General features: G+C 40.2%; 17 protein-coding genes. 6 read left to right on the forward strand and 11 right to left on the reverse strand.

Annotation, left to right across the window (positions count from 1 at the left end):
- Positions 1–51 precede the first annotated feature (51 nt).
- From ackA to C0T34_RS03440, 3 genes are all read left to right on the forward strand, one after another.
- Complete coding sequence (ackA, locus tag C0T34_RS03430; protein WP_023581716.1) at positions 52–1,254, forward strand: acetate kinase; 1,203 nt, start codon at positions 52–54, stop codon at positions 1,252–1,254.
- 77 nt (positions 1,255–1,331) lie between these two features.
- On the forward strand, positions 1,332–3,476 hold the full coding sequence (gene pta / locus C0T34_RS03435; RefSeq protein WP_098942354.1) for a phosphate acetyltransferase: 2,145 nt from the start codon (positions 1,332–1,334) through the stop codon (positions 3,474–3,476).
- Between the two features lie 409 nt (positions 3,477–3,885).
- A complete protein-coding gene (locus C0T34_RS03440) occupies positions 3,886–4,029 on the forward strand; it encodes a Hok/Gef family protein (protein WP_072063187.1) in 144 nt (47 codons plus the stop codon).
- Between the two features lie 71 nt (positions 4,030–4,100).
- Here the strand turns inward: C0T34_RS03440 and alr are convergent, their stop codons facing one another.
- The 4 genes from alr to C0T34_RS03460 form a co-directional block, all read right to left on the reverse strand.
- Complete coding sequence (gene alr, locus C0T34_RS03445; protein WP_109849693.1) at positions 4,101–5,324, reverse strand: alanine racemase; 1,224 nt, start codon at positions 5,322–5,324, stop codon at positions 4,101–4,103.
- A gap of 353 nt (positions 5,325–5,677) precedes the next feature.
- The gene (locus tag C0T34_RS03450) at positions 5,678–6,934 is read right to left on the reverse strand and encodes a PTS ascorbate transporter subunit IIC (protein WP_006533327.1); all 1,257 of its coding nucleotides are present in this window, start codon (positions 6,932–6,934) and stop codon (positions 5,678–5,680) included.
- A 10-nt stretch (positions 6,935–6,944) separates the two neighbouring features.
- Entirely contained in the window at positions 6,945–7,232 is a 288-nt protein-coding gene (locus C0T34_RS03455) for a PTS sugar transporter subunit IIB (RefSeq protein ID WP_098942352.1), read from the reverse strand.
- A gap of 29 nt (positions 7,233–7,261) precedes the next feature.
- Entirely contained in the window at positions 7,262–7,705 is a 444-nt protein-coding gene (locus C0T34_RS03460) for a PTS sugar transporter subunit IIA (RefSeq protein ID WP_098942351.1), read from the reverse strand.
- Positions 7,706–7,932: 227 nt separating this feature from the next.
- On the opposite strand from C0T34_RS03460, the gene C0T34_RS03465 reads away from it, so the two are divergent.
- A complete protein-coding gene (locus tag C0T34_RS03465) occupies positions 7,933–8,979 on the forward strand; it encodes a LacI family DNA-binding transcriptional regulator (RefSeq protein WP_098942350.1) in 1,047 nt (348 codons plus the stop codon).
- Here C0T34_RS03465 and yfcD read toward each other — a convergent pair.
- Positions 8,976–9,518 carry an NUDIX hydrolase YfcD gene (gene yfcD, locus C0T34_RS03470; RefSeq protein WP_072063189.1) on the reverse strand — a complete coding sequence of 181 codons (543 nt, stop codon included), beginning with the start codon at positions 9,516–9,518 and terminating at the stop codon, positions 8,976–8,978. The two genes, C0T34_RS03465 and yfcD, sit on opposite strands and share 4 nt — an antisense overlap.
- A gap of 198 nt (positions 9,519–9,716) precedes the next feature.
- Here yfcD and C0T34_RS03475 point away from each other — a divergent pair, with 198 nt between their 5' ends.
- Positions 9,717–10,331 carry a glutathione binding-like protein gene (locus C0T34_RS03475; RefSeq protein ID WP_109849694.1) on the forward strand — a complete coding sequence of 205 codons (615 nt, stop codon included), beginning with the start codon at positions 9,717–9,719 and terminating at the stop codon, positions 10,329–10,331.
- 66 nt (positions 10,332–10,397) lie between these two features.
- Positions 10,398–11,303, forward strand: a complete 906-nt coding sequence (locus C0T34_RS03480; protein WP_098942348.1) for a TIGR01777 family oxidoreductase — start codon at positions 10,398–10,400, stop codon at positions 11,301–11,303.
- Between the two features lie 173 nt (positions 11,304–11,476).
- On the opposite strand, the gene C0T34_RS03485 is transcribed toward C0T34_RS03480, so the two are convergent.
- The 6 genes from C0T34_RS03485 to accD form a co-directional block, all read right to left on the reverse strand.
- Positions 11,477–12,058, reverse strand: a complete 582-nt coding sequence (locus C0T34_RS03485) for a UbiX family flavin prenyltransferase (RefSeq protein WP_098942347.1) — start codon at positions 12,056–12,058, stop codon at positions 11,477–11,479.
- Positions 12,059–12,177: 119 nt separating this feature from the next.
- Positions 12,178–13,695, reverse strand: a complete 1,518-nt coding sequence (purF, locus tag C0T34_RS03490; protein WP_075670606.1) for an amidophosphoribosyltransferase — start codon at positions 13,693–13,695, stop codon at positions 12,178–12,180.
- A 30-nt stretch (positions 13,696–13,725) separates the two neighbouring features.
- Positions 13,726–14,217 (reverse strand): colicin V production protein, encoded by a 492-nt coding sequence (cvpA, locus tag C0T34_RS03495; RefSeq protein WP_109849835.1) that lies wholly within the window; start codon positions 14,215–14,217, stop codon positions 13,726–13,728.
- Positions 14,218–14,402: 185 nt separating this feature from the next.
- A complete protein-coding gene (gene dedD / locus C0T34_RS03500) occupies positions 14,403–15,047 on the reverse strand; it encodes a cell division protein DedD (RefSeq protein WP_098942346.1) in 645 nt (214 codons plus the stop codon).
- Complete coding sequence (gene folC, locus C0T34_RS03505; protein WP_109849695.1) at positions 15,037–16,335, reverse strand: bifunctional tetrahydrofolate synthase/dihydrofolate synthase; 1,299 nt, start codon at positions 16,333–16,335, stop codon at positions 15,037–15,039. Before folC ends, dedD begins: the two co-directional genes overlap by 11 nt.
- Positions 16,328–17,296, reverse strand: a complete 969-nt coding sequence (gene accD / locus C0T34_RS03510; RefSeq protein WP_109849696.1) for an acetyl-CoA carboxylase, carboxyltransferase subunit beta — start codon at positions 17,294–17,296, stop codon at positions 16,328–16,330. The genes folC and accD overlap by 8 nt, the downstream gene beginning before the upstream one ends.
- Positions 17,297–17,324 lie beyond the last annotated feature (28 nt).

Genomic DNA, 17,324 nt, shown 5'->3' on the forward strand with positions numbered 1-17,324 from the left:
CGTCTTTATAATATAAAAGACACTACGACAACAAGATAAATAGGTAATTCCATGTCAAGTAAGCTGGTGCTGGTACTGAACTGCGGTAGTTCTTCTCTTAAATTTGCAATTATCAACCCAGAAAATGGTGAAGAATTCCTGTCAGGTTTAGCTGAATGCTTCAACCTTCCTGAAGCCCGCCTGAAGTGGAAAATGGATGGCCAAAAACACGAAGCTGCGTTAGGCGCAGGTGCTGCTCATAGCGAAGCATTAAACTTCATCGTAAATACTATTCTGGCTCAAAAACCAGAGCTTTCTGCACAAATCGCGTCTATCGGTCACCGTATTGTTCATGGTGGCGAGAAATTCACTAAATCTGTCGTGATCACTGACGAAGTTATCAAAGGTATTGAAGCAGCTATCCCATTTGCACCATTACATAACCCAGCTCACCTTATTGGTATTGAAGAAGCGCGTAAAGCATTCCCACATTTAATTGAAAAAATGGTTGCTGTTTTTGATACTGCTTTCCATCAAACAATGCCAGAAGAAGCTTATTTGTATGCTCTGCCATACAGCTTATATAAAGATCACAGCATCCGTCGTTACGGTGCTCACGGAACTAGCCATTTCTACGTTTCTCGTGAAGCCGCTAAAATGTTAAACAAACCTGTTGATGAACTGAACGTAATCACTTGCCACTTAGGTAATGGTGGTTCTGTTTCTGCTGTTGTTAACGGTAAATGTGTTGATACTTCTATGGGTCTGACTCCATTAGAAGGTTTAGTAATGGGTACTCGTAGTGGTGATATCGATCCTGCTATCGTGTTCCATTTACACGACACCTTAGGTATGAGCGTTGAAGATATCAACAAATTGCTGACTAAAGAATCTGGTCTGTTAGGTTTAACCGAAGTCACTAGTGACTGCCGTTATGTTGAAGATAACTACGACACTAAAGCAGATGCTAAACGTGCAATGGACGTTTACTGCCATCGTTTAGCGAAATACATCGGTTCTTACTGTGCACTGATGGAAGGTCGTTTAGATGCTATTATCTTTACTGGTGGCATCGGTGAAAACGCAGCAATGGTACGTGAATTATCTCTGAAAAAACTGGCTCTGTTAGGTTTTGAAGTTGATCATCAACGTAACTTAGATGCACGTTTCGGTAAATCAGGCACTATCACTACCGATAACAGCCGTCTTGCTGTTGTTATCCCAACTAACGAAGAGTTAGTTATCGCTCAGGACGCAAGTCGCCTGACCGCTTAAGTTCTTTGATGTACTGCCAGTGTAATGCTGGCAGTACTGTTTTACATAACGAGCAACCGATATTTAAAGAGGTTTCCGTGTCCCGTACAATTATGCTAGTCCCAACTGATACACGCGTAGGTTTAACCAGCGTCAGCTTGGGTGTTATCCGTTCTATGGAACAAAAAGGCGTTCGCCTTAGCGTGTTCAAGCCAATTGCACAACCTCGTGTAAAAGGCGCTTTAGATCAGACAACTGCGATTATCCGCTCTCATTCCACTATTCAATCATCAGAACCTTTAAACATGGATTATGTTGAGTCTCTACTCAGCTCAAACCAAAAAGATGTTCTGATGGAAGAAATTGTTGCTAGATACCATGAAAACACCACTGATGCAGAAGTTATTCTCATCGAAGGTCTGGTACCTATGCGTAAGCATCCTTTTGCACAATCATTAAACTATGAAATTGCAAAAACATTAGGTGCTGAAATTGTTTTCGTTACTGCATTAGGTAACAACACTGTTGAACAGCTAAAAGAGCGTATCGAATTTGCACGTGCTGAATTTGGCGGTGTAAAAAACCAAAACATCACAGGCGTTATTGTTAACAAACTAAATGCACCTGTTGATGATCAAGGCCGTACTCGCCCTGACTTATCTGAAATCTTTGATGATTCAAGTAAAGCGATTATCTCTAATGTCGATTTAAAAACCATCGAAAAAAACAGCCCACTGCCTTTACTGGGTTGCATTCCTTGGAACTTCGATTTAATCGCTACTCGTGCAACAGATATGGCAAAACACTTAAATGCGACTATCGTCAATAAAGGCGATATTGAAACCCGTCGTATTAAATCTGTGACTTTCTGTGCCCGTAGTATTCCACACATGTTAGAGCATTTCCGTCCAGGTTCACTTTTAGTAACTTCAGCGGATCGCCCAGATGTATTAGTTTCAGCGTGCCTTGCAGCAATGAATGGCGTTGAAATTGGTGCAATTCTACTAACAGGTGGCTACCAAATCGATGCACCAATCAAACAACTTTGTGAACGTGCATTCGAAACTGGCTTACCAATCTTTATGGTTAATGCGAACACTTGGCAGACCTCTTTAAATCTGCAAAGCTTTAGCTTAGAAGTTCCTGCTGATGACCATGAACGTATTGAAAAAATTCAGAACTACGTTGCTCAACATATCAATACACAATGGATTGATTCACTGACTGCTAACTCTGAACGCCCTAACCGTTTATCACCACCAGCATTCCGTTATCAATTAACAGAATTAGCGCGTAAAGCGAAAAAACGTATCGTTTTACCAGAAGGTGATGAACCACGTACAGTTAAAGCTGCTGCTATTTGTGCTGATCGTGGTATCGCAACTTGCATACTGTTAGGCGATCCTGAAGAAATTCGTCGTGTAGCAACCGCACAAGGTGTTGAATTAGGCACAGGCATTGAGTTAGTCAATCCTAAAGAAGTACGTGAAATCTATGTACCTCGCTTAGTTGAACTGCGCAAAAATAAAGGTATGACAGAAGTTGTTGCTCGTGAACAGTTAGAAGATAACGTCGTTCTTGGCACATTAATGCTGGAAAAAGGTGAAGTAGACGGCCTAGTTTCTGGTGCTGTTCATACAACTGCTAACACTATTCGCCCACCGCTACAGTTAATCAAAACTGCACCAGGTAGCTCATTAGTGTCTTCTGTGTTCTTTATGCTGTTACCAGAACAAGTTTATGTTTATGGCGACTGTGCAATTAACCCAGATCCAACAGCAGAACAGCTGGCTGAAATCGCAATCCAATCTGCAGACTCTGCAATTGCATTCGGTATCGACCCACGCGTTGCGATGATCTCTTATTCTACTGGTAACTCTGGTGCAGGTAGCGATGTAGAGAAAGTTCGTGAAGCAACACGTTTAGCACAAGAAAAACGCCCTGATCTGATGATTGATGGTCCTTTACAATACGACGCGGCTGTTATGGCTGATGTTGCTAAATCTAAAGCACCAAACTCACCAGTTGCAGGTAAAGCGACTGTGTTTATCTTCCCTGATCTGAACACTGGTAATACCACTTATAAAGCGGTACAACGTTCAGCTGACTTGGTTTCAATTGGACCAATGTTACAAGGTATGCGTAAACCAGTGAATGACCTTTCTCGTGGTGCATTAGTAGACGATATCGTCTACACCGTTGCGTTGACAGCTATTCAAGCAAGCCAACAAGAAAACGCATAATTATTGAAGTTCGCTTCAAATAAAAAAACGCCAGATGAAATCAATCATCTGGCGTTTTTTATTCTACAGATTTCTTATTTGACTAAAATCCGAGGCAGTCTCAAAACCAAACAACTTGATTCTGTCTCCTTTATAAAAGAGTGTCAAATAAAATCACACATATAAACACCCGATACAAAAACAATTAACGTATTGATTTTACTTGATTATCGATATCTTTATTATTCAGAAAAAGATAGGAATGAGGTGAATTTCTGTTAGTATGCTGGTGGGTGCTTGGATCATTTTGGTTCAAGCATTTGCAGGAGCCAAAAAGACGAAAGCCCCGAATTTTAATTTACTAAAATCCGAGGCAGTCTCAAACCAGACAACTTGATTCTGTCTCCTTTATAAAGGAGTGTCAAGAGAAATGACTAAGCTTGCCCTATTAGGGCTGATTACTGTATGTATTACAGTTTTGTGTTTTGCTTTACTGAAACATGAAAGATTATGTTCTTTTAATATCAGTAGTGGCGACACCGTAGTTCAAGCTATTTTATCTTGCGATAAATAGTTTTGTGGGGGTAAATTCCCCCACAATTTCTCTCAAAAGTTGTTGAGATTGGTGATCACAAGCACCCTACTTTAATCCACTAGCACACGCTGGTTAGTCGCACCCCACAAAATCGACATCTCTGTAAATAATGCACCACTAATATCTTCAACCTCTTCAGCAGTGATCTCTGCATTACCTTGCTTACCAAAGAACACGACTTCATCTCCTGATTTGATATTTTTAAGATCGGTAATATCAACAATCACTGTATTCATTGATGTTTTACCTAAAACAGGCACACGTTGGCCACCAATTAAAGCATGCCCTGCATTACTAAAGACTCGACGATAACCATCTGCATAACCGACAGGAATATTAGCTAACACTGAGTCACGTTTTAGTGTGTAAGTGCGATCATAACCAACAGTATTGCCTTTAGAATAATAATTGATTGAGGCAATATTGGATTTAAAAGTCATAACACGTTTGTAATCGGTACTTGCAATGGTATCTCCATAAAAAATCCCACCTACACGCACCATATCCAGCCATGATTCAGGTACGGTAATTGTGGCAAAAGTATTTGCCATATGCAGAGTAACGTCTTTACGATTTAGCCCAGTAACATCCAATACCTTTTGTGATTGCTGTTTAAAACGAGCGAGATCTTCTCTTACTTTATCTGCATCTTCTTCAGGATAATGAGACATAATGCCAACCACTTTAAGGTTAGCTAATTGAGTAATTTGCTTCGCCTCTTCGAGCCCCGCATTGTTATTAACTTCTAATCCATTACGAGACATTCCACCTGAGTTTAAGGCAAGATGAATAGGGATTACTTTATTTTGTTGTTTAGCAATGGCATCTAATTTCTTAGCCATATCTAAGTTACCAATCAATTCTTCCACGTTATAGCTTGTCGCCTGAGCCATTTCTTGCTCAGTGGCATTACGTACACGCATTAAACGACCTTGAAATCCTAGATCACGAACTTCTTTTAGCTCTTGGTTATTCGTTACACCAATACATTGCACATTATTTTCAATCATAACAGGTGCAACTAATGATAAACCATGTCCATATGCATCGCCTTTTAAAACAGCACAAAGTGAGGATTTATCACCTAAAAGTGATTGTACTTTTTTCACATTAAAATCAAGTGCACTACGTGAAATTTCAATCCATGAGTTATTCACAATTGCAGGTTGAACCTGAGCTATTTGAGTCGCTGGTAGATTGTGATTAAGCGGTTGTTGGCAAGCAGTGATAACAAAAAGTGGTAACAACGCAAGATATCGAATACCAAAAGACATCTTCTTTTTCCTTAGTGATTGTGATGTTAAACCTATTTTTATAATTAATTAGGTACGAAAATATACACATCGTGAATATTCACTCAGGATAATAGCATTATTATTCATAAAATAAACATATTAATTCAAAATGATATATGTATCAGCCAATGACGAAAATGAATAGAAAAGGGAAAGAAAATTATAGGTGTGATCTCTGTAGGAAACGCCAGTCTATCCCCGTGCATACGGGGAGCACTCTAATCATAATATATTGAATATATAAAAGAAATTTAAGTGCATTATTTCTACCAAAAAAATGCCCGACTGATTAGAAAGTCGAGCATCTATTAAAATTCAATATATAAATATTATCAACGAACAATAATACCTAACAGAATACCGATAACACCGAAGTCTGCATCACTAAATGTAGTGTTAGCTATACCGATATCACCAAGTACTGGTAATAGGAACACAGGTAAGAACGTAATTAATAAACCTTGAACGAATGCGCCTAAAATCGCACCACGACGTCCACCGGTTGCATTACCAAATACCCCTGCTGTTGCACCCACGAAGAAGTGAGGAACCACACCAGGAATTATTACTGTCCAATCTAAGGCATACAGAATAAACATGCCGATAACACCCGCAGCAAAGCTACTTAAAAAACCGACTAACACTGCATTGGGTGCATAAGGGAATACAACCGGGCAGTCTAACGCTGGTTTTGCATTAGGAACTAACTTATCTGAAATACCTTTAAATGCAGGAACGATCTCAGCAATAACCATACGCACACCTTGCAGAATAATATAAACACCTGCTGCAAAAGTGATAGATTGCATTAACGAGAACATAAACCAGTTTTTACCACCACTGACTTCACGAACAAAAGTATCGCCCGCAAATAAACATGTGATGATAAAGATAATGCCCATAGTAAAGGCAATTGCGACTGGTGTATCACGTAAAAATAGTAAGCTTTTAGGAACATTCATCTCTTCTGTTGAATGCTCTTTATTACCAAATTTACTGCCGATAAAACCCGCAACAACATAAGAAATAGTTGAGAAGTGTCCTAATGCAACATCATCAGAACCAGTGATTTTTTTCATATAAGGATGTGCAATGGCAGGGAAAAATACCATTGAAATCCCAACAACTAATGAACCTACCGCAACTAATACTGTGCCTTCTAAGCCCGCAGTTGCTAAAATAACCGCCACCATCATCGACATAAATAATGTATGGTGACCAGTTAAGAAAATAAATTTCCACGGCGTTAAACGTGCAATTAAGATATTAATCAACATGGCAAAAAACATAATTAATGCCATCTCTTTACCAAAGCTTTTTTGTGCAATAGAGACAATCGCCTCGTTATTAGGCACAACACCTTGAATACCGAATGCATGTTGGAAAATCGTTGAGAAATCACCCAGTGAATTAATTACAAGACCTGCACCAGCACCTAAAATCACAAAACCCATAATGGTTTTTACGGTGCCTTTAATACATTCCGTAACTGGTTTTTTCTGGGCGATTAAGCCAATCAATGCAATCAAACCCACTAAAATAGCCGGCTCTGAAAGCACATCACTCATTAGAAAGCGGAAAAAGTCCATGATAGGCTCCTTATAACGCGCCTAATTCACGTAATGCGACAGAAAGCTTCTCTTTCATCGCCACTTTATCAATCATGTTGTCCAATGAAACAACTTTTCCATTTACCGCTTGTGAATTAAGTTGCTCGGCAATATCGCGTGTACCCACATAGATATCACTTGGTGTACCTTTTGCTGAACCCAGATCAACATGATCCACTTCTGCATTCACAGCAAGATCTTTTAGGATGCTTTTGATGCTCATTTCCATCATTAAGCTACTACCTAAACCATTTCCACATACAACAGTAATTTTCATGATATTCCCCTTGGTAATTTAAATCGTCATTAATAGTTGTTGATAACGGCTAATACATCCGCTTTACTTTTCGCATTAAATAGCTTTTGGATATCTGTATCGTTATCAAAAAGTTCGGCTAATTTCACAATGGCATTAATATGGCTATCGTTATCTGTTGCAGCCAAAACAATCAGTAATTTCACTGGATCGTTTTCATCAGCACCAAACTCAACACCTTGCTCAACAATGGTTAATGCAAGAGAAAGTTGATTAACACCATCCTCAGGACGCGCATGAGGCATCGCAATTCCTGGACCTAATACATAATATGGCCCGATTTTTTCGTGTGATTTATAAATCGCATCAATATAACGAGGTTCAATACAACCTTTATCAATTAATGGCTGACACGCTACTTTAACGGCTTCTCGCCAATCGCTAACGTTTGGAACCACTTGCACCACATCAGGTGTTAATAACGTTTTAAGCATATTTGTAACCTCAATAAGACTCTCTTTGAGCTTCGTTATTAAGGATAGTAATCATTAATGGTAGCGCTATCTAGATAGATCATTCGTAATTGTGATAGCGCTATCATTTTAATGAAATGTTAATTGCAGAAAATGCCAACAATTGACACTGTATTGTTTCAGCATAATAGGAAGATTTCAGGTAGGATCTGCGGTTAATAAAATAGGCTAAGCAAGCATAATCACAAATGATCAAAACACGTAAGCGCCGAAATACAGGTCGCGTCACATTACAAGATGTCGCTAAACATGCAGGAGTCGGTTCAATGACCGTTTCTCGTGCATTGCGAACCCCTGAATTAGTTTCTGATAAGTTACGAGAAAAAGTTAATCAAGCAGTAGAAGAGCTTGGCTATATTCCTAATGCCTCAGCAGGTGCTTTAGCTTCAGCACAAAGCCATATTATTGCTGTACTGTTGCCCTCTTTTACAGATAGAGCCAGTGCGGATTTTATGCAGTCTTTGCAACAAATACTCAATCGTCATCAGTATCAAATTTTAGTCGGTTGCTATGAACATCAGCCTCATAAAGCTAGCGATGTGATTAATATGCTATTGCAAAGTAATCCTGCTGCATTGGTTGCCTTTGGTTCACAGCTTAGCCCAACTCATTTTTTACATATCAGTAATGCCAATGTGCCTGTTGTCAGTGTCGCCAGCCAATCGGATGAGCAGGCAGCAATTAGTATCGATTGTTCTTATGAGCAAGCCGCATATGATTTAACAAACCATTTAGTCACCCAAGGAAAACGTTGTATTGGCTATATTGGTGCGTTACAAGGGCAACGCCTACACCACCAGCAAATAACAGGTTGGTCACGAGCATTACTCAAAAATTATTTAAATGCTGAACAAAGTGTCACCACGCCCGATCCCGCTTCTATGGCATACGGGCGACAAGCATTAACAGAGATTTTATTGCGCCAACCAGAACTAGATGCGGTTATTTGTAGTCATGAAAGTATTGCGCTAGGTATGATTTTTGAATGTCAACGTCGATTAATTAAGATCCCACAAGATCTAGCTATTGCTTGTTTAGAAGGTTCTGAAAATAGCGATCAGATATCCCCTTCTCTCACATCAATTCGTTTTGATTATCACAAAATAGGAAAAGAGGCGGGAAAACATCTGATAGCACTTTTACAACGTTTGAGAGACGAAGATGATAACGCTATATTCGAAGATACCGTTATCAACTATGCTTATCGATTTGAACTAGGGCAAAGTACCCCTTAATCTACTGTTTCTCTACTTTCTAGGCGTGTACTGTTGTTACGCGTTAACCAAAGAGAAAGAGCTTTTAATGAATCCGGTGTGAATTCATCACAACGTTCAGTAATTTCAGAGGGAGTTAACCAACACACTTCCTCAATTTCTTCTGCTTGCAGTGCGAAAGGCCCATGAGAAACACAACTAAACAGGCTTCCCCATACACGACAACTTTCATCATCATAATAAAATTGACCATGCTCAGCAAAAGGGACTCCAGCAATACCTAATTCTTCTTCTGCTTCACGACGTGCACTTTCAAGTAAATTCTCACCTTGTTGAACTACACCACCCGCAGTAGCATCCAACCAACCCGGATAAAAATCTTTTGTTTCAGTTCTACGCTGTGCCAAGATTTTTCCCATTCCATCATGAACAACGATATAAGTTGCTCTATGTCTTAGGTTTTCAGCTCGCATTTGTTGACGTGTTGCTTGTGCAACGACTTCATTTTTATCATCAACAATATCAACCCATTCAACCAATGCCGTCTTTTCTTGTTCCATCCTCAACAAACCTTTTTTAACCGATACTAAACGATCGTAATTTTTATCCTGAATATACCAAAATCACTATTTTTCACCACTACAATAATCATACGTGACTTGTTTTATCCATCTTGCGCTTTTTTGCTTTTTATGATGTTAGAAGGCAGACTGTGATTATCTTATGTATTTAGTGCCTACTTTATTTTGGAGCTTTTAATGATTGACTTATATTATGCAGATACCCCAAATGGCCAAAAAATAACGCTTTTTCTTGAAGAAACAGGCATACCTTATCAGTTACATCGCATTGATATTAGTAAAGGCGATCAATTTAAGCCTGAATTTTTAGTAATTTCACCCAATAATAAAATTCCCGCTATTGTAGATAACTCACCTGTTGATGGAGGTGAACCTATCTCTATTTTTGAATCAGGTGCTATTCTTATCTATCTAGCTGAAAAAAGTGGCAAATTGATTAGCCAAAATTTACGAGAAAAAACAACACAACTACAATGGCTGTTTTGGCAAGTGGGTGGATTTGGCCCAATGTTGGGGCAAAATCATCACTTCACTCGTTATGCCACAGAAAAAGTCCCTTATGCGATTAAACGTTATACTGAAGAAACACAGCGTCTATATAGCGTATTAGAGAAAAGATTAGCGCAATCACCTTACCTTGGTGGACAAGAGTACAGCATCGCAGATATCGCCACATATACATGGGCTCGTCTGCACGATCACCACAATATTGATTTGGCTAATTACCCAGCAATTGAAAAATGGCTAAACAATATTAACCAGCGCTCAGCAACAAAAAAACTCTTTGGTTAATATAAGCAATTCATATATCAGGATGATATTTATTCTTTATCAAGCAAGCAGGTCAGGAGGATTGTGATGAAAATACTTATCACAGGTGGTACAGGATTAATTGGCAAAGCATTAGTTTGTGAGCTTGCACTCGCCAATAATGATATTACGGTGCTTTCTCGTTCGCCTCAAAAGGTCTATTCGCATTTTTGTAATGAAATCACCTGTTGGACTCAACTCAACGATAAACAAAATCTTAATGAGTTTGATGCCGTTATTAATCTTGCTGGAGAGCCTATTGCTGATAACCGTTGGACACCTTCTCAAAAACAGAAACTCGTTAATAGCCGTTGTCATTTAACCCAGAAATTGGTTGATTTAATTAAAGCCAGTGATCTCCCCCCTGCTGTTTTTATTTCTGGCTCAGCGGTGGGATTTTATGGTGATCAAGGTGATACTCGAGTCACTGAAGAAACACCAGCAAATCCTGAGTTTACACATGAGCTTTGTGCAAAATGGGAACGTATTGCTCTTGAGGCTCAAACACCATTAACACGAGTTTGCTTGTTACGTACAGGGATTGTACTTTCAACACTCGGTGGCGCGCTGCCTAAAATGAGCAAACCCTTTAAGTTAGGATTGGGTGGTAAATTGGGAAGTGGAAAACAATATATGCCGTGGATCCATATTGATGATATGGTCAATGCGATTGTTTTCTTGCTTAAGAACCAAGATGCTAAAGGCGCTTTTAACTTAACAGCACCTGAGCCTGTACAAAATAAAGAGTTTACTCGTCTATTAGGAAAAGCCTTCAATCGCCCAGCCTTAATGACAGTGCCTGAAAGCATATTACGTTTAGTGATGGGAGAAAGCGCCACATTAGTGTTAGGTGGGCAACAAGCCATTCCTGAAAAACTACTTAATGCTGGCTTTGAATTTCGCTACCCACATTTAGAAGAGGCATTAAAAGATATTATTACTACAGGAAAATAATCTCTTTTTATTCAAAATAGATATTCTACCGGATAGATACTCTAAATAATTCAAGGTGTAGCTAGGCGACAAGTAAATGAGTCACTAGGAGCATACAATAGTATGTGACTAATGCGAATGAACACAGTCAACAACACTACACCTTGAAGCATGACGAGTAACGACGAGTATACTTAGCGAGCAGGCTTATCGCCTTCCCATCGTTGAAACAAATCATCAGGTAAATCAATCTCAAACTGATCAAGTACACGATTAACAGTTTGATTGACAATATCATCGATGGTTTTAGGCTGAAAATAGAAAGCTGGAACAGGAGGCATAATCACTGCGCCTAACTCAGAAGCTTGTGTCATTAATCGCAAATGACCTAAATGCAGAGGCGTTTCACGCACACATAACACCAATTTACGCCCTTCTTTTAATACCACATCCGCAGCACGAGTCACTAAGGTATCTGTATAGCTATGAACAATACCTGACAGGCTTTTGATTGAGCAAGGTAATATAACCATTCCATTGACACGAAACGATCCTGAAGAGATAGCGGCGCCAATATCGCGATCGTCATAAATCACATCCGCTAAAGCATGAATATCTTTTAGCGAATAATTGGTTTCTAATGAAATAGTACGGCGTGCAGCTTGGCTAATGACTAAATGTGTTTCAACTGATGGCACTGATTTCAGTATCTCTAATAAACGTATACCGTAAATTGCACCACTGGCACCGGTTAGCCCAACTATCAGCTTTTTCATTATGATCCTCAGAATATATACCTTTGTTAATCATTATGATGATTAACCCTCAAAAAACAAGCGTCGATGCAGAACACGCTGGCATCGACGCTTTATAAGAGGGATATCTTACCGAAAAATTAGCCTTCGTTATAGATTTCCAAATTTTCTATTTCATTCTGATCACGAATTTTATGTTCATCATCACGACGTAGATTTTCTAAATAATCCAAGTAATCTTGGTCAATATCTTTCGTAATATAAACACCGTCAAACACAGAACATTCAAACTGATTAATATCAGGATTCTCTTCTTGTACTGCGGCAATTAAATCAGTGAGATCTTGGAAAATAAGTCCATCAGCACCAATTAATTTACGAATTTCATCCACTTCACGCCCATGAGCAATAAGCTCATTGGCATTTGGCATATCAATGCCATACACATTAGGGAAGCGAACTTCTGGTGCAGCTGATGCAAAATAGACTTTCTTCGCACCAGCTTCTCTTGCAAGCTCGACGATTTGCTCTGACGTTGTGCCACGTACAATCGAGTCATCAATTAACAGAACATTTTTATCACGAAACTCTGCACGATTTGCATTCAGTTTACGTCTAACCGATTTACGACGCTCTTGCTGACCCGGCATAATAAAGGTGCGACCAACATAGCGATTTTTTACAAAACCTTGGCGATAAGGTTTATTGAGAATATGCGCAATTTCTAAGGCAATATCACAAGATGTTTCAGGAATTGGGATCACAACATCAATGTGTAAATCATCCCACTCTTTCGCAATTTTAGCGCCTAATTTCTGTCCCATGCGTAAACGCGCATTATAAACCGAAATTTTATCGATAAAGGAATCGGGGCGAGCAAAGTAAACATACTCAAATAAACAAGGCATTAATTGCGGATTTTCAGCACATTGGCGCGTAAAAAGTTGTCCTTGTTCTGTGATATAAACCGCTTCACCTGGTGCCACATCACGTAAGAATTCAAAACCTAAAGTATCAAGCGCAACACTTTCAGATGCGACCATATATTCATGGCGACCATCTTCTAAGGTACGTTTACCTAATACTAAAGGACGAATACCAAAGGGATCACGAAAAGCCAGTAAACCATGACCGATGATCAAAGCAACACAAGCATAAGCACCACGGAGTTTTTTATGCATTGCCGCAACGGCTGCAAAAATATTATCAGGTTCAAGAGGGAAATGGTCAAAACGGTCTAATTCATATGCCAATACATTAAGCAGAATTTCAGAATCAGAGGTGGTATTGATATGGCGACGCGCTGTTTCAAATAATTGGCGACGTAATAAATGCGCATTGGTTAAATTACCATTGTGCGCCAACGTAATACCAAAAGGTGAATTCACATAAAAAGGCTGCGCTTCTGATGCACTAGAACTACCCGCTGTAGGATAACGGACATGCCCTATCCCGATAGTACCTTTTAAACGCAACATATGACGGGTTTCGAATACATCTTTAACCAGTCCGTTCGCTTTGCGAAGACGGAAACCGTTATTACCGTCTATCGTTGCAATGCCTGCTGCATCTTGACCTCGGTGTTGTAACACCGTTAACGCATCATAAATTGATTGGTTTACTGGATTAGCTCCAGCGATACCGACAATACCGCACATGAATAGATCCTCATCAGCCAGACGGAGAGGTTATATTCCCTCCGACACGAAACTTGACGCATTTTGCAGGTAGTCAAAGAACCACCTAATAATATGGTTGAATTGAGGAATAAGCTCAGAACGTTGCCAATCAGCGCTATCTGCCATAGGCGTAAATGCACCTAAAACAAAAAGTAATGCTGAGACTATCAGCACGCCTCTTAAAGCCCCGAAACAGACCCCCAATACACGATCTGTACCTGATAACCCTGTGCGTTGAACAAGAGAGCTAATCACATAATTCACAACAGCACCGACAATCAGTGTCGCAATAAATAACGTGACTATCGCAATCCCGTTACGAACCAGCTCATCTTCAAACCGGGTAAAATAGACGGCAAGATAAGGATAAAACTGACTAGCAACAAAGAAACCACAACCCCAGGTGATGAGTGACAATGCTTCACGAACAAAGCCACGGATCAGGCTGACTAATGCGGAAAAACCAATAATGGCAATGATGGCGTAATCTATCCAGACCATAAATTCTTTATCCAATAATGATGCTCCGCATTAATACGGAAGCATTCTAACAGAAAACGAAAACGTTTGCGTAATGCTAATTTTCACTAATTTCAAAATAATTTACGGCGATATGAAAAATCATAATCGCCGCAATAAGTTAACGCTTTGTTACATCACACATCTGATGACTCGTTTAGAAAAAATTAAGGCTTATATGCCCTTACCTCACCTTGTAAGCCCGTAAGCTCTTTTAAATGAGGCAAAATCGCCTGTAATTCTGACTTAGATGCACTAGGGCCGATATAAATTCGAGTCACTTGCCCTGCAACTGGGCGTGCAGGTATGGTATATACCGGATAACCTGAGAAATGCATTTTCGCAATAATTTCTTCTACCTTCGTCGCATTTTTCAACGCACCTAATTGAACAACCCAAGCCTCACCTTTCGGTGGCTTAGTTTCTTGCACCGGTGGTGCTGGTGGTTGTACAGGTGGCGTAACCACAGCAGGAGGCTCTGGTGTAGGCGTTGGTGGTTGTACTGATGGTGTAACAGGTACAACAGCAGGTGGTTCGGGTGTTGTAACAGTAGGTTGTTCAACACCTGTCACAGCTTCAGAAAGCATACCTTCAGACGCACCTTCTGACGGAGTAGATGGCACTGAGGTTTGCTCTATCGGGGCGATAGATTCTATTTCTTGCTCATCACCGGGTTTGGGTACTAGAGGAATAGAGGCGAACTGGTCTTCGTTATATTTCTTATCGCCGTCGAGCAGTGCAGGTAAAAAAATAACCCCTACTGCCACCAATACAACGGCACCGACTAAGCGATTTTGAAATTTACTTGCCACCCACACTCTCCTTTTCCAAAAGTTCCATCACATGCGCGACAGTATGAAATGAGCCACAAACCACAACAATATCGTTAGGCGCAGCATCAGACATTGCTTGTTGCCATGCATTTTCAACACTATCGAATACCATTGGTTTCTCAAGATGTTGAGCTAATACCTCCGCAGGAGCGCCACGAAACTCATTAAGTGGAGCAATATACCAACTATCAGCCAATGGTGTTAAGCACGCTAATGTTCCTGCAATATCTTTATCACCCAGCATACCAACAACAATACGCACCTGAGTATCAGATTTTTGTGGTAATTGTGATAATTTTTCCGCTAAATAGCCCGCCGCATGAGGATTATGAGCTACATCAAAGATAACCAAAGGATGCTGAGAAATTACCTGAAAACGACCCGGTAATTGTGCACGAGACATACCTTCCACAATACTTTGCTGTGTGATTGCTTGGCTGACTTTATCATCAGACTTGAGCAAGCAACGAATAACCCCCATCGCTGTCGCCGCATTGGCTAATGGAATATTAGGGATTGGCAACGCATCAAATTCACAATCAGCACAACGCCAATGCCAGTGATCACCTTCAATAACAAAAGACCAATCCATTCCTCGACGGAAAAGCTTAGCCTGTTTTTCATTGGCAACTTCAGCAATGGAGTGAGGCATATCCGGCTCACCCACAACGGCGTAGTGATTAGCACGAAAAATACCGGCTTTCTCGTAGCCTATATGCTCTCTATCTGCACCTAACCAATCAGTATGATCGAGTGCAATACTTGTGATAGCAGCAATATCCGCATCAACGATATTCGTCGCATCTAATCGACCGCCTAATCCTACTTCAAGAATAACAACATCAAGTTGTGCTTGTTGAAATAACTTCAGCGCAGCCAGAGTGCCATATTCAAAAAAGGTCAGAGATATATCGCCTCTAGCTTGTTCAATTTCTGCAAAAACTTCACAAAAAGCATCTTCGGAAAGTTCTTTGCCTTGAATACGAACACGTTCTGTATAACGGACAAGATGAGGGGAGCTATAAACGCCGACTTTCAATCCTGATGCCATCAAGATTGACTCTAGCATATGACAGGTTGTGCCTTTCCCATTGGTACCTGAGACAGTAATTACCTTAGGTGCAGGGCGTAACACGTTTAATATTTTTCCTACCTTGCCTACTCGCTCTAATCCCATATCAATGGCGCTAGAGTGCAAATGTTCAAGATAAGAAAGCCACACCGACAAAGGCGATGTGGCTTTAGGAGCAGTTATGATATTAGACATCTTCTTTTTTATTCGTTTCGATGTTAATTTCTGGCTCGTTGTCTGTAGATTCAATTTCATCAGCAATCATTTCTTCACCGATGATTTCATCTTCATTTTCATCTTCAACTAAATCATACTGAGTCAGCTTAGCCAGTAATTCAGCCAGCTCATCACGCATTTCAGGACGACGAATAATCATATCGATCGCCCCTTTTTCTAACAGGAACTCACTGCGTTGGAAACCAGCAGGTAATTTTTCACGTACTGTTTGTTCAATAACGCGAGGGCCTGCAAAACCAATCAGTGCTTTAGGTTCAGCAACGTTTATATCACCTAGCATCGCTAAACTTGCAGAAACCCCCCCCATTGTAGGGTCAGTCATTACTGAAATATAAGGTAAACTACGCTCTTGCATTTTTGCTAATGCTGCACTGGTTTTTGCCATTTGCATTAATGACATCAGCGCTTCTTGCATACGCGCGCCACCACTTGCTGAGAAGCAAACTAATGGGCAGTTATCTTCTAATGCTTGTTCAACAGCACGAACAAAACGCGCACCTACAACAGAAGCCATTGAACCGCCCATAAACGCAAATTCAAAGGATGCAGCAACAACAGGCATCTCTTTCAGCGTTCCTTTCATCACGATTAATGCATCTTTTTCTTGCGTCTGTTTTTGAGCAGCGCTGATTCTGTCTTTATATTTTTTAGAGTCGCGGAATTTCAGAATATCTTTAGGTTCTAATTCGCTGCCTAATTCTGTTGTGCTTCCTGTATCAAGGAAAGTCTCAAGGCGACGGCGCGCTGAAATGCGCATATGGTGATCACATTTAGGGCAAACCTCTAAATTACGCTCTAATTCTGCGCGATAGAGTACCTGCCCACAGCTGTCACATTTAGTCCAAACCCCTTCAGGGATATTGGCTTTACGTGAACTTGTGATAGTGCTTTTGTTTAAAATTTTTTCAATCCAGCTCATTAATGGACCTTTTCGTCTGAATCTGACC

This window comes from Proteus sp. CA142267 (assembly GCF_003336825.1).
Lineage (GTDB): Bacteria > Pseudomonadota > Gammaproteobacteria > Enterobacterales > Enterobacteriaceae > Proteus > Proteus terrae.

Excerpts from the sequence above, each read along its gene's own strand:
- ackA (WP_023581716.1), top strand. The coding sequence starts at position 52 with ATGTCAAGTAAGCTGGTGCTGGTACTGAACTGCGGTAGTTCTTCTCTT.
- C0T34_RS03440 (WP_072063187.1), top strand. The coding sequence starts at position 3,886 with ATGACTAAGCTTGCCCTATTAGGGCTGATTACTGTATGTATTACAGTT.
- alr (WP_109849693.1), bottom strand. The coding sequence starts at position 5,324 with ATGTCTTTTGGTATTCGATATCTTGCGTTGTTACCACTTTTTGTTATC.
- C0T34_RS03450 (WP_006533327.1), bottom strand. The coding sequence starts at position 6,934 with ATGGACTTTTTCCGCTTTCTAATGAGTGATGTGCTTTCAGAGCCGGCT.
- C0T34_RS03455 (WP_098942352.1), bottom strand. The coding sequence starts at position 7,232 with ATGAAAATTACTGTTGTATGTGGAAATGGTTTAGGTAGTAGCTTAATG.
- C0T34_RS03460 (WP_098942351.1), bottom strand. The coding sequence starts at position 7,705 with ATGCTTAAAACGTTATTAACACCTGATGTGGTGCAAGTGGTTCCAAAC.
- C0T34_RS03465 (WP_098942350.1), top strand. The coding sequence starts at position 7,933 with ATGATCAAAACACGTAAGCGCCGAAATACAGGTCGCGTCACATTACAA.
- yfcD (WP_072063189.1), bottom strand. The coding sequence starts at position 9,518 with ATGGAACAAGAAAAGACGGCATTGGTTGAATGGGTTGATATTGTTGAT.
- C0T34_RS03475 (WP_109849694.1), top strand. The coding sequence starts at position 9,717 with ATGATTGACTTATATTATGCAGATACCCCAAATGGCCAAAAAATAACG.
- C0T34_RS03480 (WP_098942348.1), top strand. The coding sequence starts at position 10,398 with ATGAAAATACTTATCACAGGTGGTACAGGATTAATTGGCAAAGCATTA.
- C0T34_RS03485 (WP_098942347.1), bottom strand. The coding sequence starts at position 12,058 with ATGAAAAAGCTGATAGTTGGGCTAACCGGTGCCAGTGGTGCAATTTAC.
- purF (WP_075670606.1), bottom strand. The coding sequence starts at position 13,695 with ATGTGCGGTATTGTCGGTATCGCTGGAGCTAATCCAGTAAACCAATCA.
- cvpA (WP_109849835.1), bottom strand. The coding sequence starts at position 14,217 with ATGGTCTGGATAGATTACGCCATCATTGCCATTATTGGTTTTTCCGCA.
- folC (WP_109849695.1), bottom strand. The coding sequence starts at position 16,335 with ATGTCTAATATCATAACTGCTCCTAAAGCCACATCGCCTTTGTCGGTG.
- accD (WP_109849696.1), bottom strand. The coding sequence starts at position 17,296 with ATGAGCTGGATTGAAAAAATTTTAAACAAAAGCACTATCACAAGTTCA.